This is a genomic window from Gordonia sp. OPL2, assembly GCF_003797825.1.
In the GTDB taxonomy this organism is placed as follows: Bacteria; Actinomycetota; Actinomycetes; order Mycobacteriales; family Mycobacteriaceae; genus Gordonia.
In genome coordinates this window covers 12,250-36,931 of record NZ_RKME01000015.1, presented here as the reverse complement: position 1 = coordinate 36,931, position 24,682 = coordinate 12,250, and the positions used below count along the sequence as shown (strand labels likewise).

The 24,682-nt window shown below is 67.5% G+C and carries 19 protein-coding genes; 12 read left to right on the top strand and 7 right to left on the bottom strand.

Annotation, left to right across the window (positions count from 1 at the left end; all coding sequences use genetic code 11):
- Window positions 1-189 precede the first annotated feature (189 nt).
- Genes EEB19_RS14985 through EEB19_RS14975 form a run of 3 tightly spaced genes read left to right on the top strand, consistent with a single transcriptional unit; the run spans window position 190 to window position 5,353 of the window.
- Complete coding sequence (locus EEB19_RS14985) at window positions 190-2,436, top strand: glycerol-3-phosphate 1-O-acyltransferase (protein WP_187587757.1); 2,247 nt, start codon at window positions 190-192, stop codon at window positions 2,434-2,436.
- Window positions 2,433-3,917: an HAD-IB family hydrolase gene (locus tag EEB19_RS14980; RefSeq protein ID WP_187587609.1), complete on the top strand. Its 1,485-nt coding sequence runs from the start codon at window positions 2,433-2,435 to the stop codon at window positions 3,915-3,917. The genes EEB19_RS14985 and EEB19_RS14980 overlap by 4 nt, the downstream gene beginning before the upstream one ends.
- Before the next feature lie 41 nt (window positions 3,918-3,958).
- Window positions 3,959-5,353 carry a wax ester/triacylglycerol synthase domain-containing protein gene (locus EEB19_RS14975; RefSeq protein WP_187587755.1) on the top strand — a complete coding sequence of 465 codons (1,395 nt, stop codon included), beginning with the start codon at window positions 3,959-3,961 and terminating at the stop codon, window positions 5,351-5,353.
- A 97-nt stretch (window positions 5,354-5,450) separates the two neighbouring features.
- On the opposite strand, the gene EEB19_RS14970 is transcribed toward EEB19_RS14975, so the two are convergent.
- Both EEB19_RS14970 and EEB19_RS14965 read right to left on the bottom strand, forming a co-directional pair.
- The gene (locus tag EEB19_RS14970; protein WP_187587607.1) at window positions 5,451-6,122 is read right to left on the bottom strand and encodes a phosphoribosyltransferase; all 672 of its coding nucleotides are present in this window, start codon (window positions 6,120-6,122) and stop codon (window positions 5,451-5,453) included.
- A 6-nt stretch (window positions 6,123-6,128) separates the two neighbouring features.
- Complete coding sequence (locus EEB19_RS14965) at window positions 6,129-6,578, bottom strand: nuclear transport factor 2 family protein (RefSeq protein WP_187587605.1); 450 nt, start codon at window positions 6,576-6,578, stop codon at window positions 6,129-6,131.
- Window positions 6,579-6,673: 95 nt separating this feature from the next.
- On the opposite strand from EEB19_RS14965, the gene EEB19_RS14960 reads away from it, so the two are divergent.
- A complete protein-coding gene (locus EEB19_RS14960) occupies window positions 6,674-7,558 on the top strand; it encodes a hypothetical protein (RefSeq protein WP_187587603.1) in 885 nt (294 codons plus the stop codon).
- 130 nt (window positions 7,559-7,688) lie between these two features.
- Here EEB19_RS14960 and EEB19_RS14955 read toward each other — a convergent pair whose 3' ends face one another.
- Window positions 7,689-8,756 (bottom strand): EamA/RhaT family transporter, encoded by a 1,068-nt coding sequence (locus EEB19_RS14955; RefSeq protein ID WP_262365686.1) that lies wholly within the window; start codon window positions 8,754-8,756, stop codon window positions 7,689-7,691.
- Window positions 8,757-8,916: 160 nt separating this feature from the next.
- Here EEB19_RS14955 and EEB19_RS14950 point away from each other — a divergent pair, with 160 nt between their 5' ends.
- A complete protein-coding gene (locus EEB19_RS14950) occupies window positions 8,917-10,089 on the top strand; it encodes a carboxylate--amine ligase (protein ID WP_187587601.1) in 1,173 nt (390 codons plus the stop codon).
- A gap of 179 nt (window positions 10,090-10,268) precedes the next feature.
- On the opposite strand, the gene EEB19_RS14945 is transcribed toward EEB19_RS14950, so the two are convergent.
- Complete coding sequence (locus tag EEB19_RS14945; protein ID WP_262365685.1) at window positions 10,269-11,681, bottom strand: amidohydrolase family protein; 1,413 nt, start codon at window positions 11,679-11,681, stop codon at window positions 10,269-10,271.
- 118 nt (window positions 11,682-11,799) lie between these two features.
- On the opposite strand from EEB19_RS14945, the gene EEB19_RS14940 reads away from it, so the two are divergent.
- Window positions 11,800-11,976: a hypothetical protein gene (locus EEB19_RS14940; protein WP_187587781.1), complete on the top strand. Its 177-nt coding sequence runs from the start codon at window positions 11,800-11,802 to the stop codon at window positions 11,974-11,976.
- A 7-nt stretch (window positions 11,977-11,983) separates the two neighbouring features.
- On the opposite strand, the gene EEB19_RS14935 is transcribed toward EEB19_RS14940, so the two are convergent.
- Complete coding sequence (locus EEB19_RS14935; protein ID WP_262365684.1) at window positions 11,984-13,681, bottom strand: SulP family inorganic anion transporter; 1,698 nt, start codon at window positions 13,679-13,681, stop codon at window positions 11,984-11,986.
- Between the two features lie 131 nt (window positions 13,682-13,812).
- Between EEB19_RS14935 and EEB19_RS14930 the strand changes: the two genes are divergently transcribed.
- Window positions 13,813-14,466 carry a GAP family protein gene (locus tag EEB19_RS14930; RefSeq protein ID WP_187587597.1) on the top strand — a complete coding sequence of 218 codons (654 nt, stop codon included), beginning with the start codon at window positions 13,813-13,815 and terminating at the stop codon, window positions 14,464-14,466.
- 75 nt (window positions 14,467-14,541) lie between these two features.
- On the opposite strand, the gene EEB19_RS14925 is transcribed toward EEB19_RS14930, so the two are convergent.
- The gene (locus EEB19_RS14925; RefSeq protein ID WP_187587595.1) at window positions 14,542-16,440 is read right to left on the bottom strand and encodes an alkyl/aryl-sulfatase; all 1,899 of its coding nucleotides are present in this window, start codon (window positions 16,438-16,440) and stop codon (window positions 14,542-14,544) included.
- 104 nt (window positions 16,441-16,544) lie between these two features.
- Window positions 16,545-17,546, bottom strand: a complete 1,002-nt coding sequence (locus tag EEB19_RS14920; RefSeq protein WP_187587593.1) for a TIGR00341 family protein — start codon at window positions 17,544-17,546, stop codon at window positions 16,545-16,547.
- A 160-nt stretch (window positions 17,547-17,706) separates the two neighbouring features.
- Here EEB19_RS14920 and EEB19_RS14915 point away from each other — a divergent pair, with 160 nt between their 5' ends.
- From EEB19_RS14915 to EEB19_RS14895, 5 genes are all read left to right on the top strand, one after another.
- Window positions 17,707-19,290, top strand: coding sequence for an MFS transporter (locus EEB19_RS14915; protein ID WP_187587591.1), 1,584 nt, complete (start codon window positions 17,707-17,709; stop codon window positions 19,288-19,290).
- Between the two features lie 349 nt (window positions 19,291-19,639).
- The gene (locus EEB19_RS14910) at window positions 19,640-20,902 is read left to right on the top strand and encodes an ABC transporter substrate-binding protein (protein WP_187587589.1); all 1,263 of its coding nucleotides are present in this window, start codon (window positions 19,640-19,642) and stop codon (window positions 20,900-20,902) included.
- Window positions 20,903-21,027: 125 nt separating this feature from the next.
- Window positions 21,028-23,040, top strand: a complete 2,013-nt coding sequence (locus tag EEB19_RS14905; RefSeq protein ID WP_187587587.1) for an ABC transporter permease — start codon at window positions 21,028-21,030, stop codon at window positions 23,038-23,040.
- Window positions 23,033-23,881 carry an ABC transporter ATP-binding protein gene (locus EEB19_RS14900; protein WP_187587585.1) on the top strand — a complete coding sequence of 283 codons (849 nt, stop codon included), beginning with the start codon at window positions 23,033-23,035 and terminating at the stop codon, window positions 23,879-23,881. Before EEB19_RS14905 ends, EEB19_RS14900 begins: the two co-directional genes overlap by 8 nt.
- Window positions 23,878-24,648, top strand: a complete 771-nt coding sequence (locus EEB19_RS14895) for an ABC transporter ATP-binding protein (RefSeq protein ID WP_187587583.1) — start codon at window positions 23,878-23,880, stop codon at window positions 24,646-24,648. The genes EEB19_RS14900 and EEB19_RS14895 overlap by 4 nt, the downstream gene beginning before the upstream one ends.
- The last annotated feature ends 34 nt before the right edge of the window (window positions 24,649-24,682 follow it).

Below are 24,682 nucleotides of genomic sequence, written 5' to 3'. Positions count from 1 at the left end.
TCCACGGTCCGGTCCCTGAGGAGCGAGCTTGCGAGCGTCACGAAGGGCCACCTCTCTCACCGAATCCGCCTCGCCCGGCAGGTCCGTCGCGCGACAATGACCCTGCCGTGCACGCGGCCGCCGCCGGGGCGGTCGGGTGCAGACGTCGGGGGCCGGGGAACGTGAGAGGCGGTTGCAGTGGGCGACTCGATGGTGCTGGCCGAGGTACGCACGGCGTGTGAGCTGCGGGCGGTGACGGAGTGGGCGGCCACGCAGCATCCCGACGCGCCGGTCCGCTCGGCCCGCGACGTCGACCTCGACGGTCTGTCGCCGGAGACGGTGCTGATCCCGGCCCGGGTCGCCTGGCTCCCCCCGGTGCGCAAGGGCGAGCGCCGGGTGTCGGTCGCCGACGTCCTGGTCCTGTCCAATCCCCGTCGTCCGATGGCGATGACCCAGCCCGTCATCAAACGCCGCAGGCCGGATCGCTTGCGGGTCGTCGAGGGCGAGGCGGCGACGATCGCCGACCTCCGCCGACGATACGAACAGCATCTGGCCGAGGGCGAGTCGTTCACCGCTTATGTGACGGTGCAGGCGTCGCTGTCGGCCGAGCGGGCGGAACGCCAGATCGTCGGTGATCGGTACAAGGTGCCTCGGCTCGTCGCCGAGCAGATCAGCACCTCCGCCCGCTTCCAGGCGGGAGCCGCGAAACTGGCGGCCGAACTCGGTCGTCCGGCCGCCTTGGTCGCGCAGGAGGCGACGGACAAGATGTCGACGTTCGTCGCAACGCAGAGCCGGCTCATGGACGACATCTTCTCGTCGGTCTTCAGCAACCTGCACGAGCGGACCTGGACCGTGTCGGTCGACCTCGGCACCCTCAATCGGCTGCGCGAACTGAACAAGTCCAGCGGACTGGTGTTCCTGCCGTCGCACCGCTCCTACGTCGATCCGCTGGTGTTGTCGGAAGTGTTGCGCAGCCATGACTTCCCGCCCAACCTGGTGCTCGGCGGCAACAACCTCGCGTTCTGGCCGGTGGGCCCGATCGCGCGGCGGGCCGGGATGATCTTCATCCGCCGCAAGTTCGGGGCGGACCCGATCTACAAGTTCGCGATGCGGGCCTATCTCTCGTTCATCGTCGAGAAGCGGTTCAACCTCGAGTGGTACATCGAAGGTGGCCGGAGCCGAACGGGCAAGCTGCGCAAGCCGATGCTGGGTCTGCTGGCCTACGTCGTCGACGCGGTGGAGCAGCTCGACGACGCCGACGTGATGATAGTCCCGACGTCGATCGTGTACGACCAGCTGCACGAGATCGGCGCGATGGCCAAGGAGTCGGCCGGTGGGAAGAAGAAGCCCGAGGGCGTCGGCTGGCTGCTGAAGTACGCGAAGGCGCAGCGCGACTATCTCGGGGAGGCGAGAGTCCGTTTCGGAGAACCGTTCTCGCTCCGTCAGGCGCTCGCCGAGTCGGGCGAGGGGCCGGCCAAACTGGAGAAGGTCGCGTTCAAGGTGATGGACGAGATCAACGCCGCCACACCGATCTCGGCGACCTCGCTGGCGGGTTTCGCCCTGCTCGGCGCCCGGGAGCGCGCCTACACCGCGGGTGAGATCGAGGCCATCCTCGCGCCGTTGCTCGAGTACATCGATCGTCGCGGTCTGCCGGGACCCGATCCCGAGCTGTGTCGCGGCATCGGCCTGCGGCGCACGCTCGGTGTCCTCACCGAGGAAGGGGTGCTCACGCGGTTCGACGAGGGGCCGGACACGGTGTGGTCGATCGCGCCCGACAGCTATGCCGTCGCCGCCTACTACCGCAACGGCGCCCTGCATCACTTCGTTGACCGGGCCATCGTCGAACTCGGCATGCTCGCCGCCGCCGACGGCGCCCTCGAGGACGACGGTGCGGGTGAACTGCTGCCGTCGGCGCAGCAGGAGGCACTGCGCATCCGCGACCTGCTGAAGTTCGAGTTCTTCTTCCCGGCGAAAGAAGCGTTCCTGCATCGGCTCGGGGCCGAGCTCGACCTGATGTCGTCGGAATGGCGGGACGTCCGGCCCGATCAGGCGTGGACCGAGCGCACGTTGCGGGAGCACGGCGGGTCGCTGGTCGCGCGCCGCACCCTGCAGCCGTTCTTCGACGCCCAACTCGTCGTCGCCGAGAGCCTCGTGTCGGCCGGTGCGGAGACGTCGATCGACAAGGACACGCTGCTCGACGCCTGCCTGGGCCTCGGCCGGCAGCTGTCCCTGCAGGGGGTGGTCCGCAGTCGCGACTCGGTGTCCAAGGAGCTCTACGACGCGGCCTATCAGCTCGCCGACAATCGGGGCCTCATCACCGGCACCGGCGTCGACGACCTGGCGGCCGGGCGGCAGGCATGGCTGGACGAGGTGAACCTGATGCGCGACCGGTTGTCCCGGATCGCCACGATCGAGGCCGAACACTTCGGCGAGGCGCTCCGGGGTCTGCGCCGATGAGCTCCGTCGCCGACCGGTTGCGGGAGATCCGATCGGCCCCCACCGGCAAGAAGGTGGGCGCCTTCTTCGACTACGACGGCACGCTGATCGAGGGCTTCTCGGCCATCGCCATCACCCGGGCCCGGATCCGCAGCATGGAGTTCGGCCTCGGCGAGCTCGCCGACTTCCTGCTCATCGGCCTGCGTGGGGTCAAGTCCGAGCAGGACTACGCCGACGTGCTCGAGGCGACCAAACCGACCTTCGCCGGCAAGACCTACGCCGAGCTGCTGGAATTCGGTGCCCAGCTGTTCAAGCACGAGACCGCCGCCCAGCTGCGTCCTCAGATGTGGCAGATCCTGCGGGCGCACCGGGAGATGGGGCACCGCATCGTGATCGCGTCGTCGGCGACGCGTTTCCAGATCGACCCGATCGCCCGGGAGATCGAGGCCGACGACGCGCTGGCGACCGACGTCGAGGTCGTCGACGGCGTGGTCACCGGCAAGTTCCTCGGCCGGCCGCTGTGGGGGCCGGGTAAGGCGGCGGCCGTCCGCGCTCTCGCGCGCGAGCACGACATGGACCTCGACGCGTCGTTCGCCTACAGCGACGGCAACGAGGACATCCCCTATCTCGAGTCGGTCGGGCACCCGGCCGCGGTGTCACCGCGACACGGTTTGCGGGCCGAGGCCCAGGCGCGTGGCTGGCCCATCCTCGATCTGCGTAATCCCACGTACAACCGGCTGGCGATGGCCGCCCGCACGGGGGCGTTCTACGGATCGTTCATCTCCTCGGCCGCGGTCGGCGTCGCCGGGGGACTGCTGCGGCGTGATCCGAGCATCCTGGTCGACTCGGCGATCCCCACCGGCAACGACATCGGCCTCGCCATCGCCGGGGTCACCGTCCGTGTGCTCGACGGTGAGGAACATCTGACCGCGGATCGGCCGTGCGTCTTCGTGTTCAACCACCAGTCGAAACTGGACCTGCCGGTGCTGATCCACCTCGTCCGCCGCGACGCCACCGGCGTCGCGAAGAAGGAGATCAAACGGGTGCCGGTTCTCGGTCAGATCCTCGACGCGGCGGGGCTCGTCTTCATCGATCGCGCCGACCCCGGCCGTGCCATCGAGCAGCTCCAACCCGCGGTGCGCAAACTCCGCGACGAGGGCATCTCTCTCGTGGTGGCGCCGGAGGGGACGCGGTCGTCGACTCCGCGCATCGGTCCGTTCAAGAAGGGGCCCTTCCACATCGCGATGCAGGCCGGCGTCCCCGTGGTGCCGGTCGTCCTCCGCAACACCGGCGAATTGATGTGGCGCGGAGCGCAACTGATCAAACCCGGGACCGTGGAGGTCAAGGTGTTGCCGCCGGTGGACACATCCGAGTGGCAGCCGGAGACCGTGGGTGAGCATGCGGAGGAGGTCCGACAGATGTTCGTCAGCGCACTGACCGATTGGCCGGTCGAGTCCTTCGAGGACGGACGGATGACGCGATCGACGGAGGCAGATCTGTGAGCAACACCGACGAACCACTCGATTGGGCCAGCGAATCGCACATGAGTGCGGTCGACGCACTGATGTGGCGTGGCGACACCGACCGCCGTCTGCGCGCCACGATCTGCATGATCGAGATCTACGACTGTGTCCCGGACTGGGATCGGCTCATCGCCGCCCACGAGTGGGGCAGCCGGATGGCGCCGCGCTTCCGGCAGCGGGTGATCGACTCACCATTCGGCACGGGCACACCGAGCTGGGCCGTCGACCCGGACTTCGACCTGCACTATCACGTCCGGCGGATGCGTCTGGCCGGCGACGGGTCGATGCGCGAACTCTTCACCACCTGTGAACAACTCGCGATGGCCGCTCTCGACCCGGGTCGTCCGCCGTGGGAGGGAACCCTGATCGAGGGGTTGCCCGACGGCAAGGCCGCCTACTTCCTCAAGGCCCACCATGCCCTCACCGACGGACTGGGCGCGATACTCGGACTGGCGCAACTGCATTCGACGTCGCGCGATCCCATCCCCGGCAAGCCGCAGCCGCCGAACCCCGAGCCACGCAACGTGTCCTCCCTCGACGTCCTCGGGCGACAGATCGTCGAGGAGGCCGGACGACTGCCCCATCGCATCGACACCGCCTGGCACGGGGTGCGTGCTCTGGCCCGGCCGCGTCGGGCGGTCAGCGAGGTGCTGCGCTACGGACGGTCGGTGCCGCGGGTGGCGGGACTGGTCAGTCCGCCGGGTTCGCCGTTGCTCGCCCATCGCAGCCTGTCGTGGCGGTTCAGCGCCTTCGAGGTACCGTTCGACGACCTGAAGGCGGCCGGCAAGGCGGCCCGAGCCTCGGTGAACGACGCCTACCTGGCCGGGCTGATCGGCGGATTCCGGTTCTACCACGAGAAGATGGGCACCCCCGTCGAGGCGATCCCCGTCGCGATCCCGATCTCCGTGCGCCGCCCCGAGGATCCCGCAGGCGGCAACCGGATCGCGGTGGGCCGCATGGCCGGACCGGTCGGGATCGAGGACCCGTTCGAGCGCGTCCTCACCATTCGGGAGCAGGTGCGCGCGGCCCGGACCGAACCCGCTGTCGACATCTTCAACACCCTCGGGTCGGTCCTCGCGTGGTTGCCGGGTCAGGTACTCGCCCAGTTCAGCGGCGCGACAACGCAGAACGACCTGCAGGCCAGCAACGTGCCGGGGATCCCGTGGGACACCTTCGTCGCGGGGGCCAAGGTGGAACGCATGTTCCCCTTCGGGCCACTGCCCGGTTGCGCGGTGATGGCCACGATGATCACCCACAACGGCGTCGCCTGCCTCGGGCTGAATCAGGACGCGGCCTCGATCACCGAACCGGAGTTGTTCGCCGAGTGTCTTGTCGAGGGGTTCGACGAGGTGCTCGCGCTCGCCGCTGACACCGGTGACGGCCGACGCGCCGGGACGATGCGCCGGGTGATCTGACGGCAACGGTGATTTCGGTCCGGTGATGCCCGCTGTGTCGGCGCCGGGCGCCGTGCTGACCGCGGAGGTACTGACCACGGAGGTGCCCTGAACGGGCTCACCCGCGTCGCAGACTGAGCCGCACTTCCTCGTCCTCGACCTGGCCGAAGGTCCGATAAGACTGTCCCACAGCGTGAAACGGTTCCGGAGTCATCACGGCGACGACGGCATCGACGTCTGAGTCGTCGGCGAATCGCCGCAGGGTGTCGGCCGGTCCGGTCGGCACGGCGACCACGATCGCGGTGGCCCCACCCACCCGCGCGGCGCGCACCGCCACCGCCATCGTCGAACCGGTGGCGAGACCGTCGTCGACGAGGACGACGGTGCGGCCAGTGAACGAGAGCGGTTCGCGCCCTTCGCGATACCGCTGCTCACGCTCGACCCGAATCCGGTTCTCGCGGTCGACGGCCTCGGCGAACACGGCCTCCGAGACGCCGAGCCTGCGCGGCACATCGTCGTTGACGACGATCTCGCCGGCGGCGATGGCACCCATCGCGAACTCCGGTTGGCCGGGTGCGCCGATCTTGCGCACCACCAGGACGTCCAGCGCGGCATCGAATGCGTCGGCGACCTCCCGCGCGACCGGGACGCCGCCCCGGGCGAGACCGATCACGACGACGTCGCGGTCGTCGGAGCCCGGCGCCGACATCCGCGGCTCACGCGTCAACCGTTGCGCCAGTGCGATTCCCGCGTCACGCCGATCGTCGAAGGACTCCGCCCGGAACGACATGACCGCTCAGATCCGGACCGCGGGCCCGACGTCGAGCGCGAAACTCGGTACGTCCGCCAGGTTCAGTTTGGCCTCGTACGTGCGGTCGTATCCGGTGGCGCAGATACGCCACCCCTGTTCGGTGCGGCGGTAGCGGTCGTCGTAGAAGGCGGCGCCGAAGAGCATGAACGAGAAGTCGGGAACGATGACCCTGTCCTGCAGGTACCACCGACCGGTCGCCTCGTCGCCCTCGACGTCGATCTCGGGGTGATCCACCCGGTGCTCGGTGATGACGGCCGGACCCACCGACGTGCGCATGTAGTCGACGAGCTCGGTCCGGTTGGTGAAGCTCAACGATGCGCCGTAGTCGCCGGTGACGTCGTCGGTGAGGGTCGCGGCGAACACATCCCAGTCCTTGGTGTCCAGCGCTCGCAGATAGCGGTACTTCAGATGTTTGATCGCCTCGAGGTCGTCCATGTGTCCACATCTACCGGGTCGGTCGGCGGTGCGGGCGCAAACGCGTCGGACCGTCGGCGGTTGACAGTCCCACGCCGCGGCGGCAAGTGTGGGGCATGACCTCGATTGCCGATGAGACCACGCAGCAGAGCGCTCGCAAGGCGTACGAATCCATCGAACCGTTCCATGTCCTCGCATACTTCAACCCGGGGCTGCGGGCCGCCCGGGAGGATCTCGGCATCGACGCGCACGCGTTCTACGTCGGCGCCCGCGGAGCGCCGCTCGGTGACTGTGTCCCGTCGGTGGTGGTGTCCGCGTTCTACAACTTCTCGTCGTCGGTGATCACCCCCGCCTGGGAGTCGGCCCGTGGTGCGGGTCTGCAGCGGGTCGCCGACCGGCGCGTGCAGATGCTCGACGAGGAACTGCGCGCGATCCTCGGGGAGCGCGTCGACGACGCCGAGATCGTCGAACTGACCGCGCGCTACACCGATATCGCGGCATCGCTGTCGTTCGGTGGCCGACCGCTGGCCGCGGCCTGGGCGGCGGCCGAGCCATCCGCGCAGCCGCACGTCGCGCTCTGGCATGCCATCGCGGTGCTGCGGGAGTGGCGCGGCGACAATCACATCGCGGTGCTGGTGAACCACGGGCTCGACGCGCTCGACGCGGTCACCTTCCACGAGGCGGAGATCGCCGACCCCACCGTCCGACGCCGACTCCTCGGTCGCAAGCTCGTGCAGATCACACGCGGCTGGTCCGACGACGACTGGGAGGCATCCGTCGATCGCCTCGTCGACCGCGGCTATGCCTCGCGCACCGAGACCGGCCACCAGCTGACCGAGACCGGTCTGGTGATGTACCGGGCCATCGAGGCCGAGACCGACGCCATCACGGCACCTGCGTGGTCGGGACCCGGCATCGACGATCTGCTCGAGCGCACCCGCCCGTATGTGAAGGCGGTCATCGATGCGGGGGTGCTGCCGGGGACGAAGAAGAAGGACTGATCGCGCCCCGATCCGCCGACATGACCGTCACCACTGGGCAGGCGATGTCCGGATAATCCAGACATCTGCTGTCCAGCGGTGATGCCGGTGTCGGACTCACATCGGAGAGCGCCGGCCGACCGGTTCGGGGTCAGGAGGTGCTGCCGGGTGGGGGAGCGTCGGGGTCGTCGGTGAACCGGTCCTGGGTCTCGTAGTGCCGCCGTGTCACGCCGTACATGTCGTAGCCGGCGCCGGTGTCGATCTCACCGGTGTCGGTCGTCGGCTCCTCCTCGCGCCCGCGGCGCCACCCGCCCTTGAGCGGTGGGGCCTCACCGAAGTGATCGGGATCGCCGGAGCCGTACCAGGCGACCAGCACCGCGCCGATGACGGCACCGATGAAGCCGACGATGGCCAGCCAGCCGAGACCGGGCTTGGCGGTGTCGTCGAGGAACAGCACACCGACCAGGCTGGGGCCGGCCGTCTCGCCGACGACGAGGACCGCGGTCACCCCGTTCACGGCACCGACCTGCAGGGCCACCGTCTGCACGAAGAAGCCCACGGCACCCGCGACGGCGATGGTCCACGCTGCCGGGTCGGCGATCAGGACCAGCGGTTCGAACGGCGCGACGCCGTCGAGGACGCGCACCGCGATCGCGATGACGCCGAACAACAGACCGGCCGTGGCGCCGCCGACGATGGCGGCGTGCCTCCCCAGGCGGTAGACGCCGAACAGCGCGATCGCGCAGAGCCCGAGGGTTGCGACGAACAGTTCCCAGTGGAACACCGCGCTCTCGCCGCCACCGGTGTGATGCTCGGCGGACAGCCCGAGCAGACACAGTGACAACACGACCAGCCAGATGGCGATCCAGTCGCGGGTCTGCAGGGCGATGTTGAGCATGATCGTGCCCAGCAGGGCGGTGACCACGAGATTCGCCGACACGATGGTCTGCGACAGGAAGAGCGGGAGGAAGCGAGCGGCGAGCGCGCCACCGGCGAAACCGATGACCACCATCGTGGTGCCGAGGATGAACGCGGGATCGACGAAGGTCGACATCGTCGACTGCAGTGAGGGCCCGCCGACCGCATTGACCTGGCTCGCCTCATTACCCTCTTCGCGCGCCGTCGTCGCCACCCGGCGAGCACCCAGCGCGCGGAGTACGGTGGACATCCCGTAGGCGACGGCGGCGAGACACGCGGCGATCACACCGATCACGAACATGCCCACACCTCCCCAGACTGACCTCGCGCAACCCGGGACGGCACAGCACCCCGTGTAACAGCATTGTGCAACGATCCCGGCGGCCCGACTATTCCTTTTTCGCCGAACTCTCCCGTAGGCCGGTGAGACAGCCTAATCTGCCCCTCCTACACTCCTGACAGTGGGCACATCGGCAGGCAAACACGTCTTGATCACCTTCGGTCGATCGTTTCTGACCCTGGAACTCGCGCGCCTGATGTCGGCGGGAGGGCATCGGGTGACGATCGTCGACTCCATCCCGGTCGGCGTGACCCGTTTCTCCCACGCCGCCGACGCCTTTCACCGGGTCCCGGCGCCCAAGTTCGAGCCACGTGCCTACTGTCACGCGTTGGCGAAGATCGTGGCCGACGAGAACGTCGACATGGTCATCCCCATCCACGAGGAGACCGACATCCTCTCGATGATGGTCGACATCTTCCCGGACGACTGCGAGCTGTTCCTCTCCGACTTCGAGGTGGAGAACAGTCTGCACAACAAGTTCGAGTTCCAGGAACTCCTCGTCGCCCGCGGTATCCCGACGCTGAAGTATGCGCAGGTCGCCGGGCCCGAGGACCTCGCGAAGCTAGACTTCACCGCGCCGTTCGCACTCAAGGAGTGCTACTCGCGGGGATCGCAGAAGGTGCACAAGGTGATTCCGGGCGGCGATCTCGATTGGGTGGAGTTCGATCCGATGAACCCGTGGCTCGCGCAGGAGTGGTTGTCGGGCACCAACTACTGCACCTACTCCATCGTGCGCGACGGCCGGATCCATGCCCACGCCACCTATCCCGTCGACTACGCGATCGGCGGCAGCTCGTGCCTGAACTTCCGTTCGGTGCAGCACGATGCGATCTTCGAGTGGATCTCGAAGTTCGTGCAGGACATGAACTTCACCGGGCAGGTCGGCTTCGACTTCATCGAGGATCCGGAGCGCGGTCTGTTCTGCATCGAATGCAACCCGCGCGCGACGAGCGGCATCATGATGTTCGAGCCGCAGGACGGCGTCGATCGTGCGTTCTTCGGGACGAATGACGAGATCATCACCCCGCAACCCGACGTGGACAAGATGATCGGGCTCGGCATGCTGCTGTACGGCTGGCGCAAGGCATCTCGCCGTGGGCGCAGTCTCCGGACGTTCTTCCGGGACTTCCGCAACTCGAGCGACGTCATCAGCGCTCGCGGCGACCAGCGGCCCGCGCTCCTGCTGCCGTTCGCGTACATGGGAATCCTGCGCAGCTGCTTCAAGTATCGCGTCGGCCTCGCCGAGGGATTCATGCACGACCACGAGTGGGATGGTCTGCGCATCTCCGAGTGAGCGGTGCCCTGAACCCCGCCGACCGTGTCCAGAATTTCGCTGACCGTGCCCAGAAACTCACGGCGCGGGCACGATCGGCGAATTCCAGGGCACAGTCGGCGCGGTGTTCGGCTCGCTGAGGTGTAGCGGTCGGCGCGGGTTTCTGATCCCTGAGGAGCCGCCGAGCGTGCGAGGCAGCGTCACGAAGGGGCTGTGACCGTGCGCCCGCGGACATACACCTCCGCGACCGCGGGTTCACGGAGGCCCATGAGTAGCGCGAACAATGTCTGATCGCGGGCGGTGATCTCGTCGTCGGCGCGGATGCCGTGGTGCAGAATCGATTCCAGCGGCGGCCACAGTTCTGGGCGGATCACGAGGAAGTCCGCCTCCTTCCCGACGTCGAAGTTGCCGAAGCGGTCCTCCATGTCGAGAGCCCGGGCGCCGGCAAGCGTGCCGGTGAACAGCATCTGAGCCGGATGGATCGCGACACTGTCGGCGCCGGGCTCGCTGAGGTGCACCTTGAACGCGTCGGCGAGCACCCGTGAGATCAGCCATTCGTCGCCCGCGCCGACGTCGGTTCCCGCGGCGACCGTGACACCCGAGCCGACGGTACGACGCCACGGCATCGTCCCGGAGCCGAGGAACTGTTGTGACACAGGGCAATGCGCGATCGACGTGCCTGTCTCCGCCATCCGCGCCAGCTCGTCGTCGGTGCAGTGGACGGCGTGCGCCATGATGGTCCGCCGACCGAGCAGTCCGGCGCCGCCGACGACGCTGCCGGGCAGGAAGCGGCCATCGTAGGTGTCGAGGTAGCTCTCGACACCGAAAGTGCGCTTCACCATGTCGATCTCGCCCGTGCCCGGCCGGTTGTTCTCGTTGAGATGGGTGTGGACGTACACACCGCGTGCGGCCACGTCGGTGTAGAGCTCCCCGAGGGCGGCGAGAGTGTCGGTGGTGACCGACAACGAGAAACGCGGCACGATGGCCACCTGCAGGAGCGCGGTGTCGACATCACCGGAGTCCTTGGCGTGCCATCGGTCGATCTCGTCGGCGGTGAGCTCGATGGCGTCGGACTCCGAGGTCAGCAACGGTGCCGCCGATTCACCCCCGACGGTCTGGATGCCCCGGCCACTGACCAGACGCAGGCCGGTGCGCTCGGTCTCGGTGAACAGCGCATCCTGCGCGTGTGGAAATGCGGACCCGAAGACCAGTGCGGCGGTGGTACCGACGGCGATCCGGCGGGCGGTGAAATCCCGCGCTGCGTGTGCTGCGAACGCCTGATCGGCGAGCCGTGCCTCGGCCGGGAAGATGCAGTGCTCGAGCCATTCCAGCAGCTGGCCACCGCCGTATGCGTCGACCGAATAGGTCTGGGGGTAGTGGATGTGGGTGTCGACGAAGCCCGGGATCAGGAAGGCATCGCCGTGATCGTGAATCGTGTCGTCCGGTCCGGGGAGCGCGGCCGGTCGTGCGTCGCGGGGCCCGCAGTAGATGATCGTGCCCGCATCGTCGAGAACCAACGCGCCGTCGGGAATCCAGATCAGCGCGGCATCCGCGTCGGAGACGGTCGGTCGTCCGGCCACGTGGAAGATCCGGCCGAGGTGGGTGATGGTCACCTGAAAACGAAAACACAGGACGGCGAGATCGGCCCGGTGAGCGTTGTGCGCTCCGGTGGGTAAAATCGGACGTGGCGTGCCGGGGGACGCCTCCGACATCGACCGAAGGGTGACGAAGATGAAGCGCAGGATGTGTCTGGCCATCGCAGGTGCGGCTGTGGTGTTGGGTGTCGGCTCGGCCGTCGCACCGGCAGCCGGTGCCTCCCCACTCGAGCCTCACCCGGTGATCAACGCCGGATCGGTCTCGTTCTGCATCAACATTCCTCTGGGGCCGTTCAACATCAGCATCTGCTGACCGTCGGTCAGCTCTTCGGCTGTTCCGCCAGCCAACGGGTGGCGGTCTCGTAGGCGTCGTCCAGCGCACCGAACACGACCTCGGTCGCCGGAAAGATGTTGTCGGCGCCGATGGTGTCGACGAGGCCGGCTCGTCGTAGTCGGTTGAGCAGGTCATCCCGGACGCCGACGAGGATGAAGCGGCCCCCGTTGGCACGCACCTCCTCGGCTCGCGTCCGGAGGAGTTTTTGCACCGTCGCCGACGGCACGCCCGGAAGCGTTCGCACGCTGAGGATGAGGACACTGCGCCGGTTGTCCTCCGCGGCTCGCGGCCATTGCCCGGAGACCCGCGGGACCTCGGCGAACAACGACACCCCGGAGTAGTGGACCACCGTGATGCGCTCGGAGGGCAGTACCGGCGGCAACGGCGCTGTCTCCCAACCGCTGTCGGTGGGGCGCAACTCGACGAGTTCGGCCGACCGGGCGGCCTGCACGCAGTAGAGCACCAGTGATATCCCCGCGCCGACGAGAATGGCGTCCTGTAGCGGGATCTGGGTGGTGGCGACAAAGGTGGCGATCATCGCGACCGCACTGAGCGGTGCGGTCCGCACCACCAGGACGACGTCGTCCCACCGACCTGCGATCAACTCGAAGCCGATCACGAACAACAATCCGCCGATGACAGCCATCGGGATGATCTGCGCGGCCGACCCGGCGACGACGACGAGCAGCAGCAGCCATACGCCCGCGAATATGCCCGCCCAGCGGGTCTTCGCCCCCGCCGACACCGCGACCCCGGTGCGCGACAGCGAACCGCCGGTGGCCAGTGACCCGAAGAAGCCGCCGACGATGTTTGCCGCACCTTGCGCCGCGAAGTCCCCCGACGCGCTCGGCCGGGACTTATCCGGGTTCGGCACCGCCGCCGAGATACCGGCCGCCTGCGCGAGTGCGACGAGCGCTATCGCGAACGAACCGAGGAGAAGATCGGGCAGCTTCGAGACGTCCGGCACCGTGACCGGGGGCAGGCTGTTGGGGATCTCGGCGATGTCACCGACGTTCTCGATGTCGACGTCCACGATCGCGCAGACGGCGGTGACGACGACGAGGGAGATCAGGGTCGCGTAGGAAGCGACCGCTTTCACGAAACGGAACACGGCCCACACCGCGACGGTCGCGACCGCCACGAGGACCGCGGCCCACGACCACTGCGAGACGTGGGCTGCGGCGTCGACGAATTTGACCAGCGTGTTGTGCGACTGCGGGTCGTAGCCGGTGACGTCCTTGAGGACCCCACTGACGATCTGGACCGCGATCCCGAGCGTGAAGCCCGTCATGACCGCGCTCGAGACGAAATCCATGATCGCGCCGACCTTCAGGAGCCCGAGCGCCAGCATGACCACGCCGACCGCGACGGTGAGCATCGCGATGTTGCCGACATCGGTGGGATCCAGGCCGGCCTCGGACAGCACGCTCTTAGCCGACAGGGCGATCGCACTCGTCAGTGTCGTCACCATCAGGACGGTGCGTGCGAACATCGAGCCGACAAACGTCGACACCATGCCCGAGTAGAGGCCGCTCACCGGGTTGAAGCCGCCGATGCTCGCGTAGGCCATGCCCTCGGGGATGGAGAAGAGGGCGGTGACCAGCCCGGAGATCAGGTCCGACGGGCGCGGGCGTCCCATCTTCGGCAATCGCGCTCTGATGTCGGCCCCGGCCACGATTCTCACCCTAGACACCTCGAGGCCGTGCTGCTCACCTGTTGCGAACGATCTGCGCTCGGACATCGCGACATCCGTGGCTTCTCGGGGCCGGGCGTGGTGGACTGGCAGAAATGCGGCGCGTCGATGGAGGAGGCTGGGTGGGATCGGTACTCGGAGAACTACTGCCGTTTGCGCTGGGAGTCGCGATCTCGCCCATCCCGATCATCGGTGCGATCCTCATGCTGCTCGGCAAGCACGCCAGGACCACCAGCATCGGCTTCGCGGTCGGCTGGGTGCTCGGCATCGTCGTCGCCACCACGATCTTCGTTTTCCTCGGTGGCGCCATGGGTGATTCGGGGTCGTCGGGGAGTGCGTGGATCAAGCTGGGACTGGGAATCGTGCTCCTGGTCGTCGGCCTTCGGCAATGGCGTGGCCGCGGCGGCGAGCACCCCACCCCGAAATGGATGCGAGCGGTCGACGAGATGCGACCGCCGACAGCCCTCGGTCTCGGCTTCGCCCTGTCGGCCGTGAACCCCAAGAACCTGGTGATGTGCGTCGCGGCCGGGGTGAGCATCGGGTCCGCGGCGCTGTCCGCCGGGTCGGATGTCGCGCTGGTCGCGATCTTCTCGGCGCTGGCCGCGACGACGGTGGTCATCCCGGTACTCGCGTATCAGATTGCCGCGGAACGGTTGCGGGAACCACTGGACCGGCTGAAGGTCTGGCTGCAGGACAACAACGCGACAGTGATGGCGGTGCTCATCCTGGTGATCGGTGTCGTGCTGATCGGCAAGGGGATCTCTGGCTTGGGGTGACGACCCGGACGGCATCGGGGCGCGTCCCGTCGCGGAACGCGCCCCGATGTCAGCCGATCGGACCCGGCGAGCGGATCACGGTGTGACGATGGCGAAATCCGGGTCCGGCGAATCGAGATGGCCCGCCATCTCAGCGAACAGCGCCGCATCGCCGTCGACGGTGACAGAGCCGTCGTCGATGGCCGCGTTCAGATCGGCGCCGGCGAGGAGAAGTGCGAGCAGAACCGGCTTCGTCAGGGTGAACGTGGCATCGGGCGGCGTCGCGGGTTCCCCGTCGAGGTCGAAATGGACGAGGAGCCCGTTGCGGAGTTCTGCGCGGTGACGGATGTTCTCGTCGGTGATCACCCAGTCGAGCGTGAGGTGGGCGTCCCAGCTGTTGGGGCCGTCGACCCGCAGGGCGATCGCGTCGAAGAGTTGCTCGACGGACAGCGCTGCGACGATGTCAGGGGCGGCCGTGTTGGTCGGCGTCCCGACCGGACCGTTCCGCAACTCATAGGCGCCCATCAGGAAGAAGTTGCGCCAGGTGCCGTTCTCGGCGCCGTAACCCAGCTGCTCGAGAGTGTCGGCCTGAAGTTCTCGGGCCGCCGAGTTCTCCGGTTCGGCGAAGATCACATAGTTGAGAACGGTCGCCGCCCAACGGAAATCGCCGGCATCGAACGAACCACGCGCCTTGCGGACTGCTTCGTCGGCACCGCCCATGAACTCGACGTGTCGTTTCGCGGACTCGACCGGCGGGTGTTCCCACAGGTGCGCGGGATTACCGTCGAACCATCCCATGTACCGCTGGTAGATGGCCTTCACATTGTGGCTGACCGAACCGTAGTACCCGTGCGTGTGCCAGGCGTTCGTCAGTGCAGGCGGCAGCTGGATGTCCTCGGCGATCTCCAATCCGGTTCGGCCCTGGTTCAATTGGCGCAGGGTCTGATCGTGTAAGTAGCCGTAGAGGTCCCGCTGCTGGGCGAGGAACTCGGTGAGCTCGGCGGTCCCCCAGGTCGGCCAGTGATGCGAGGCGAACAGGACATCGGAGCGTGAGGCGTATCGATTGATGGCCTCGGTCAGGTACTTCGCCCACACGTGCGGATCGCGGACGAGCGCCCCACGCAGGGTGAGCAGGTTGTGCAAGGTGTGAGTGGCGTTCTCCGCCATGCACAATGCACGCATCTGCGGGAAATAGAAGTTCATCTCGGCCGGCGCCTCGGTGCCGGGGGTCATCTGGAACTCGATCGTGACCCCGTCGATGGTCTCGGTCTGGCCGGTCGTGGAGATGTCGATGGTCGGCACGATCAGGGTCGGCGTACCGGTCGATGTCGACTGGCCGAGGCCGGCACCGACGGCTCCTTGGGGACCGCGGGGGAGGGCGGCACCGTACATGTAGGCCGCGCGACGACCCATTGCCGTTCCGGCGTAGACGTTCTCGGACACCGCGTGCTCGACCATGCCGACCGGCGCGACGATGGCACAGTCGCCCGCGTCGACCGCCTCCTGCGTCGTGACACCCTTGACCCCACCGAAATGATCGATGTGCGAATGGGTGTAGATGACGGCTTTCACCGGACGATCGCCACGCTCGCGGCGATACAACTGCAGTCCGGCGGCCGCGGTCTCCTCGGAGATCAGCGGATCGATCACGATCACACCGGTGTCGCCCTCGATGATCGTCATGTTCGACAGGTCGAGCCCGCGGAGCTGATAGATGCGGTCGGCCACCTCGAAGAGCCCCTGCTTGGCGACGAGACCGGATTGGCGCCACAGACTGGGATTGGCGGTGGGAGGGCAATCGTCGGTCAGGAAGCTGAATTCGTCGCAGTCCCAGACAGCGTCACCGCCGGAGCCGGCGATGACGGGCGGATCGAGCTTGGCCACGAGTCCCCGGTCGGCGGCGGTGAAGTCACGGGTGTCGTCGAACGGCAGAGACGATGCCGCCGCGGAGATCGATTCGGTCACTGCTGGAGTTGCCTCATTCGGGCTCCCCATGGAGATCACCTCTGTTCGTCGTCGATGGTGTCCGGGATCGGACACACGTCCATTGTCCAGGTGTGTCGACAGCGTGTGCCGCGCCGTGGAGCGGCTGCCGCGGATCAGCCAGCGGACTCCCGGGCTCCGACGGTGTGCACGACGACAACTTGCGGATCCCACGGCACGAGGTCGTCGACGGTGCGTTGGAGCTGGGCCACGTCGGGAAGGTCCTGCGGCGCGAGCACACTGACCGTCACGGTGCTTCCACTCCACGACACCCCGGTTACTTCGGCCGAACTCGCACCCCCGTCAGCCAGCCACGAGTCGGCGGCGGTGGCCACCTGACGCGACCACAACGACGACAACGAGTTCAGCACCATCGGGATCGCGACGACCACGAGTGCCAGCGCGAGGATCACGTAGGCCCGGGCACGCGACCTGCTGGCGCCGCTGGCGGGCTCGCGTTCGGCGTCCTCGGTGGCCTCCCGCGCATAGCCACCGATGGTCAGGACGATGATGCCGGTGATGATCATGGCGACCACGTTCGACGCGAACAGGACGAACGCGCCGAGCGCCAGCGACGGTGCGCCCGACCCGAGGCACACGCCGACCACACCGAGCGGTGGGACCAGGGAGATCGCGATGGCGACACCGGGCAACACGTCGCCGACGTCACGGCGGGTGATCGCGACAGCCCCTGCGAGGCCGGTCGCGATGGCGGCGAGCAGATCGACCAGGGTCGGTGACGTCCGGCCCAGGACCTGCGAGTTGGCCAGCACATTCGTCGGGTTGGGCAACAGTTGGGACACCACGATCCCGAGCACGGTGACCAGGACGAGACCGGCGGCCACGTAACCGAGGCTCGAGAGGATGAGTCGCCCGCGTCCGGTGACGATGCCCAGACCGATACCCAGGATGGGCGTCGACAACGGCGCCACGATCATCGCACCGATGACCGTGGCGGTGGAGTCGGCGGCGATACCGGACACCGCGATCACGCCGGACAGGGTCAGCATGATCCAGAATGCGGAGGTCTTGGATGCCTGCTCACCCGATCGGAGGTCCAGGCGATCGACCAGTTCCGGGAGTGTGCGCCGTTGTTCGGCGGGAATGAGTGTCAGCATCGCGCACAACCCCTTCGTCCGACGGCCTCTGCGCCGTGTTCGGGTGTCACGGTGTCACGGATCATCGAAACCCGACACCGCGACTCATCACATCACCCGCTACGGACGATATTCTGTCGTGTCAGGTCATTCGGGACGGACCGCGTCGTATCCTCGACGGGTGACGGCACCAGCGGCACAAGTCGACGACGGAATCGCGCCCGCCCGAGCCCCGATCGTGCTGGCGGCACTGATCCTCGTGGCCGGGGTCGCCAACATCAATCTCGCCGTGGCGAATGTCGCGCTGCCGGACATCGGCAGAGACCTCGACGCGAGTTCGACGCAGTTGAACCTGATCGCGGTCGCCTACTCGCTGGGCTTGGCGGCGTCGGTGCTCTACTTCGGTGCACTCGGGGATCGATACGGCCGCAAGCGCATGCTGGTGATCGGCATGTCGCTGTCGATACCGGCGTCGCTGGTGGCCGGCTTCGCACCCAACTTCGAGGTGCTGTTCGGGGCGCGGGTCGTCGGCGGCATCTCGGCCGGCCTGGCCTATCCGACGACCCTGGCGATGATCACGGCCCTGTGGTCGGGCGCCAAGCGCACCAAGGCGATCGCCGCGTGGTCGGCGTTCGGGGCGGCGATCTCCGCGTCGGGCCCGGTCATGTCCGGCGGACTTCTCGAGGCATTCTCATGGCACTCGGTGTTCCTCGTGACGGTCCCCCTGGCGGTGCTCGCCCTCGTCGGCTCGTGGTGGCTGGTCCCGAGCGACGGCGGAGACACCAAGGCCACCGTCGACAACATCGGTGGTGTCGTGTCGATCGTCCTGGTGGGTGCCACGATCCTCGCCCTGAACTTCGCGCCGCTCGGCGACAAACGAACCGCCGTGCTCATCCTCGCCGGCATCGCCGTCGTCGCGGCGATCGTGTTCGTGATCCGTCAGTTGCGCGTCCGGGTTCCGCTGTTCGACCTGCGGATCGCCCGGCGACGGACGTTCTGGGTCGCCGCGGTCGGCGGTCTGATCGTCTTCGGCACGTTGATGGGCGCCATGTTCATCGGACAGCAATTCCTGCAGAACGTGCTCGGGTACTCCACTCTCGAGGCGGGAGCGATGATCATCCCGGCTGCGGCGGCGATGGTCGTCGTCGCGCCTCGGTCGGCAAAGATGGTGGAGGCCAGAGGCTCTCGGGTCACGTTGCTGACCGGATACGTGTTCATCGTCCTCGGACTCGTGCTGGCGTGGCTCACCTGGGACGAAGGGGCGTCGGTCTGGGTGGTGATCGGGGCCTATCTCTTGATCGGCATCGGGGTCGGTTTCGCCGGGACACCCGCGTCGCACTCGCTCACCGGTTCGGTGCCCGTCGAGCGGGCCGGCATGGCTTCGAGCATGTCCGACCTCCAGCGCGACCTCGGCGGCGCGATCATGCAGTCCCTTCTCGGTGCCATTCTCACTGCGGCATACGCGAAGTCGTTGTCGGCGACCATCGCGTCATCGCCGAATGCCGATCAGGTGAGCAGTGAGACCGAGGCGGCGCTGACGAAGTCGTTCTCCAGTGCCGAGGTCCTCGCGGAGCGGTACCCGCAGTACGCGCAGGAGATCATCGCGGCTGCGCGAGATGCGTTCGTGGACGGCGACACCCGCGCCTACGGTGCCGCGATCATCGTGGTGCTCATCGGTGCGGTCGTGGTGTTCTTCGGCTATCCCAAGCGCGACGACGAACGGGTGGCGATGGAGCGGTACGCGAAGGAGCGGTTGAGCGCGTAAGCCCTTCGTGACGGTCGCAGGCTCCCTCCTCAGGGGTCTGGATCTGCGGTCCCTGAGGAGGGAGCTTGCGACCGTCACGAACGGTCCCGACCAGATGTCCGTTTCACTCGAATCCTGGTCGTTCGACCCACCCCGAAAACTGTCGTCCCCTCCTGCGCACCGCATCTAACCTGCCAAAACAGCTTGACAGTGCTGTAAGGCACGCGCTACTTTGCCAGTGGCCCAGATCACACATACCGGGATCGGGCCCGCGGATCGCCGCCGGCGACCCGAAGCACCAACCCCGTAACTCGTAGGCCCTCCCGGGCTGATCTGTCGTGCCCGGGGTCGGCGGGAAAGGCATGTGAGAATGCGTAGGAGAACTGGTCGGGTTCTCGCAGCGGCGGTCGCCGCGGCGTGTGTTTTCTCCGTTGTCTCGTGTAGCAGCGATGACAGCGGATCGAGCGGCGACAGCAGCGCCGTGGAGGAGAGCGGCGTCAAGGCCGCCGGTGAGCCGATCAAGGTCGGACTGTTCAACCCGTCGAAGGGCCCCGCGACGCAGGCCGGTGTGAGCACCGGCAAAGACGCTGCGGTCAACTACATCAACAATCAGATCGGCGGCATCAACGGCCGGCCGATCGAGGTCGTCGACTGTGGGATCGACCAGACCGCACCCGAATCGACCATCGCCTGTGCGAACCAGTTCGTGCAGGCAGGGGTGGTCGCAGCGATCGACGGCTACAACTCGGAATCGCTGGCTGCGGTACCGATTCTGACGTCGGCGAAGATACCGCTCGTCGGGCAGATCCCGTTCAACACCGCCACCGGTGCCAAGCCCGACAACCGGGTGTACTTCGGTCCGCCGCCCGCGGCGTTCCTGGTCGGGTTCATGCAGTCGCTCAAGGCTGCCGGCAAAGACTCGCTCACGCTGGCGAATGCCGATCTGCCGCAGGCCCATCAGGTCTTCGACGGCCTGCTCGCGCCGCTCGGCAAGCAGCTGGGTATCGACGTCAAGAGCGTCTACTACCCGCCGACGGGACCGAACTTCACCGCGCTGGCAACGACTCTCGCCGAGGGCAATCCGGCGGCAGCCGGCCTCATGACGGCACCCAACGACAACACCTGCACCAAGCTGTCGCAGTCGCTGCGGTCGGTCGGCTACAAGAACACTATGTTCATGGCGGCCTGCACGGAGTTCATCGACACCATGGGCACCCAGGCGGTCGGTGCGCAGACCTACTCGCCCGGTTGGCAACCACCGGCGAAGGATTCGGCGCCGGAGCCGGCCAAGTCGAACCTGGCGATCGCCGAGAAGTACATCGATGACGCCGACGGCGCAGGCGGGTTCTACGCCTACGGTGCGTTCTCGACCTTCGTCGACTTCGCCAACGGCCTCAACCAGGCCAAGGTCACCGACCTCACCGGCCCCAACGTGTTGAACGGACTCAAGGGCCTGACGGACTTCCAGAGCTTCCTGGGGCCCAAGCTGACGTGCAACAAGCCGACCTCACCGAACTGCACCACCGAGATGCTGCTGTTCGAGGTCACCGGTGACAAGACGACGAAGCCGGTCGGCGGTGGGTTCATCACCCCGAATCCCGAGGTGCTGAAGCTCATCCCGGGCGCCGCCTAGCATCGATAGTTCTCTCACGGGGTAGAAGAGCCGGGTCGGGCGGACCGCAGAACAGCGTCCGCCCGACCCGCACCACCGTTCACCACTCACCGCGCCGGTTGTGCGCGCCGATCGATCGGTTCGGTATGGGTCAATTCCTGCAATTCGTGTTCCTCGGTCTCTCGACCGGCGCCGTCTATGCGGTCCTCGCGTCGTCGCTCGTCGGTGTCTACGCGGCGACCGGCATCATCAACTTCGCCCAGGGTGCACTGGGCCTCTGGGCGGTGTACGCCGTCGCCGCGCTGCGCACCGACGGCAGCCTCGTCCTGCCGATCGGCACGATAAGCCTCGGCAGCGCCGACGATCCCACCCCGATGGGCCTCGCCATCACGATCGGCGTGCTGTCCACAGTCATCTGGGCGGTGCTCGCGCACTACCTGGTGTTCCGCCCGCTGCGTCAGGCGCCGGTGCTGGCGCAGGTCGTGGCCTCCGTAGGATTCATGCTGTTCCTCCAGGCCCTCGTCCAATTGCGTTTCGACACAGAGAATCTGCTGGCACTCGCCGTGCTGCCGGACAAGACCGTCGAGTTCGCCGGAGCCGTCGTCAATGTGTCCGACCTGATCCTCGCCGGCCTCGCCATAGCGATCGCCGCACTCTTCTGGGCCTACTTCCGACTCACGCGACTCGGCGTGGCGACTCGGGCCGGGGCCGAAGACGAACTCGCCGCACGGCTGGTCGGCTACTCGCCGGACCGGCTCGCCGCCATCGTCTGGGTGCTGACCGGCGCCGCGACCGGACTGATCGTCATCCTGGCGGCGTTCACCATCGGGCTGAACGTCACCAGCTACACCTTCTTCGTCATCCCCGCGCTGGCGGTAGCGTTGCTGGGCCGCCTGACCTCGTTCGGAATCGCCTGTGCCGGTGGGCTCGCCCTCGGTGCCTTCCAGGCCGTCATCACCTGGCTGACCACCAAGGACTGGTGGCCGGAGTGGGCACAGGCAGGGCTGGGCGACGCCGTGCCGTTCGTCGTGATCGTCGTCGCGCTGTTCCTGATGGGCGGACGCATCCCGTCGCGCGGCTCCCTCGGTGAGGTGAAGATGCCGGCAGTCCGAATCCCGCGGATTCGTCTCATCCCGACCGTGGTCACGCTGGCCGTGGTCATCGCGGCGGTCCTGTTGACCTCCGGCACATGGCGATTCGGGGTCGTCACCTCGATCATTCTGTCGCTCATCGCTCTCTCGCTGGTGCTCCTCACCGGTTACCTGGGACAGATCTCGTTGGCCTCCATGGCATTCGCCGGCACCGCCGGGTTCGCACTGTCGAAATTGACGGTGAACTGGAACGTGCCGTTCCCGTTCAGCATTCTGTTCGCCGCGCTGATCGCGACCGCTCTGGGCGTCCTGGTCGGTATACCCGCGCTGCGGATTCGCGGCGCGCAACTGGCCGTGGTGACGCTCGCGGCGGCGATCGCCATCCAGGGGTTCGTGTTCAACAACCCGGAGATCACCGCCTACGAGGGGAACATGATCACCGATCCCACGCTCTTCGGGCTCGACCTCGGTGTGCGCGACGGCACCAACCTCGTCACGGTGCGGTTCGCGGTGATGGTCCTGATCGTGGTGGCCGTGGCGACCCTCGTCGTCATGCGTTTCATGTCCGGGTCGACCGGGCGGGCGTTCCTCGCGGTGCGGTCCAACGAACGTGCGGCGGCATCGGTCGGCATCAACGTGGCCGCGACCAAACTGCTCGGATTCGCATTGTCGGCGTTCCTCGCCGGTGTCGGCGGCTGCCTCATCGGGTACAGCCGCGGTCAGTTGTCGGCCGGCTCGTTCACGGTCATGGTCGGACTGACGCTGCTCGCCATGACCTACGTCGGCGGCATCACCTCAGTGTCCGGCGCGTTCCTCGCCGGTGTGATCGGGCCGCTGGGTGTCGGGTATGTCTTCCTCAACCAGACGCTCGATCTCGGTGAGTACTACGAGATCATCGCCGCCGGCGGCCTTCTCCTGATGGCCGTACTCAACCCGGTGGGTGTCTCCGGTGCGGTCGCCGAACTCGCCGAACGGCTACGACCCCGGGGCCGACCACGTCCGGACGGGCCGGGCGCCGCAACGCCCGCCGTCGCACCGACGACATCGAAGGCGGGACTGAATGTCTGACACCATCGGCATCGACACCGGCTCTGCCACAACGACTCCGTTGCTGCAGACGCGCGGCCTGACCGTCCGCTACGGCGGTGTCACCGCCAACGCCGACATCGACATCTCCGTCGAGGCGGGGGAGATCGTCGGGCTGATCGGGCCCAACGGGGCGGGCAAGACCACGTTTGTCGACGCGGTGACCGGGTTCGCGCGGTCGACCGGCCACGTGGTTCTGAACGGCACACGGATCGACCGGAGCGCCCCGCACCGCCGTCGCAACGCCGGGATGGCCCGCACCTGGCAGGCCGGTGAACTCTTCGCCGACCTCACCGTCGTGCAGAACCTGGCGGTTGCGGTACAGCGGGTCGGGTTGCGCGCCTTGATCTCTGACGTCATCTCCGGCTCCCGACCACCTGCGGGCGTCGTCGAGCATGCGCTCGAGGTCGTCGGGCTCAGCGAGGTGGCCGACCGCCGGCCCGACGAACTGACACTCGGGCAGCAGAAGCTCGTCGGTGTGGCGCGGGCACTCGTCGGCGGCACCCGGCTGGTCCTGCTCGACGAGCCGGCGGCCGGCCTCGACACCCATGAGAGCCGGGACTTCGGCGCCGAGTTGCGGCGGATCGCCGCCACCGGGATCGGCATCCTGCTGATCGACCACGACATGTCGTTGGTCCTCGATGTCTGCGACCGGCTCTATGTCCTCGACTTCGGCCGCGTGATCGCGTCCGGGTCGCCCGCGGAGATCCAGGACGATCCCGCCGTCGTGGCTGCCTACCTGGGAAGTGCCGAGGTCCAGGCAGATCCCGACACGCTCGCGCCGACCACCGACGACACCGCCACCGGAGAGGACGCCCGATGACCAACGCCACTGCCCCCGACGCGTCGACCCACGGTGCCGCAACACCCGACGCCGTCCTGACCTTCGACGGCGTCACCATCGGACACGGCGGTGTGCCGGCCGTCCGCGACTTCTCCGCTTCCGTACGGCCGGGCGAGATCCTCGCGCTGCTCGGACCCAACGGTGCGGGCAAGACGACGACCCTGCTCGCGGCCGTCGGCGCGCTGCCGACGATGTCGGGATCGATCACCGCACTCGGTCACGCCATCGACGGACGCGTCGAACGTAACGCCCGGCGTGGCGTGACACTCGTGCCCGACAACCGCGGCGTGTTCCACCGGCTGTCCGTGTCGGACAATCTGCGTCTCGCCAAACGCAAGGGCGGCGGCAGCATCGACGCAGTCTACGAGCACTTCCCGAAGCTGCAGAGCCTGCGCGGCCGGCGGTGCGGCAACCTCTCCGGCGGCGAACAACAGATGCTCGCGCTGGCCAAGGCGCTGCTCACCAGACCGTCGGTGCTGCTGATCGACGAGCTGAGCCTCGGTCTGTCGCCGATCGCCGTGCAGGATCTGCTGCCGCGGCTGCGGACCATCGCCGACGACCAGCAGATGGCCGTCGTCCTGGTCGAGCAGCACATCGACCTGGCGCTCGGGATCGCCGACTCGGCGATCGTGCTGCATCACGGGCGCGTCGCGTTGCGGGGCTCGGCGAGCGAACTCCGGGAGCGTCGGGATACCGTCGAGGCTGCCTACTTCGGCCGGCTGGGCAATTCGGACAGCGTCGGCTGAGGTTCGTCGGGGGGCGCCACCACGACCATGACCG

What these genes read in the sequence shown, in the direction of transcription:
- EEB19_RS14985 (WP_187587757.1), top strand. Translation starts at nt 190, where the DNA reads ATGGTGCTGGCCGAGGTACGCACGGCGTGTGAGCTGCGGGCGGTGACG.
- EEB19_RS14980 (WP_187587609.1), top strand. Translation starts at nt 2,433, where the DNA reads ATGAGCTCCGTCGCCGACCGGTTGCGGGAGATCCGATCGGCCCCCACC.
- EEB19_RS14975 (WP_187587755.1), top strand. Translation starts at nt 3,959, where the DNA reads ATGAGTGCGGTCGACGCACTGATGTGGCGTGGCGACACCGACCGCCGT.
- EEB19_RS14970 (WP_187587607.1), bottom strand. Translation starts at nt 6,122, where the DNA reads ATGTCGTTCCGGGCGGAGTCCTTCGACGATCGGCGTGACGCGGGAATC.
- EEB19_RS14965 (WP_187587605.1), bottom strand. Translation starts at nt 6,578, where the DNA reads ATGGACGACCTCGAGGCGATCAAACATCTGAAGTACCGCTATCTGCGA.
- EEB19_RS14960 (WP_187587603.1), top strand. Translation starts at nt 6,674, where the DNA reads ATGACCTCGATTGCCGATGAGACCACGCAGCAGAGCGCTCGCAAGGCG.
- EEB19_RS14955 (WP_262365686.1), bottom strand. Translation starts at nt 8,756, where the DNA reads ATGTTCGTGATCGGTGTGATCGCCGCGTGTCTCGCCGCCGTCGCCTAC.
- EEB19_RS14940 (WP_187587781.1), top strand. Translation starts at nt 11,800, where the DNA reads ATGAAGCGCAGGATGTGTCTGGCCATCGCAGGTGCGGCTGTGGTGTTG.
- EEB19_RS14925 (WP_187587595.1), bottom strand. Translation starts at nt 16,440, where the DNA reads ATGGGGAGCCCGAATGAGGCAACTCCAGCAGTGACCGAATCGATCTCC.
- EEB19_RS14920 (WP_187587593.1), bottom strand. Translation starts at nt 17,546, where the DNA reads ATGCTGACACTCATTCCCGCCGAACAACGGCGCACACTCCCGGAACTG.
- EEB19_RS14910 (WP_187587589.1), top strand. Translation starts at nt 19,640, where the DNA reads ATGCGTAGGAGAACTGGTCGGGTTCTCGCAGCGGCGGTCGCCGCGGCG.
- EEB19_RS14905 (WP_187587587.1), top strand. Translation starts at nt 21,028, where the DNA reads ATGGGTCAATTCCTGCAATTCGTGTTCCTCGGTCTCTCGACCGGCGCC.
- EEB19_RS14900 (WP_187587585.1), top strand. Translation starts at nt 23,033, where the DNA reads ATGTCTGACACCATCGGCATCGACACCGGCTCTGCCACAACGACTCCG.
- EEB19_RS14895 (WP_187587583.1), top strand. Translation starts at nt 23,878, where the DNA reads ATGACCAACGCCACTGCCCCCGACGCGTCGACCCACGGTGCCGCAACA.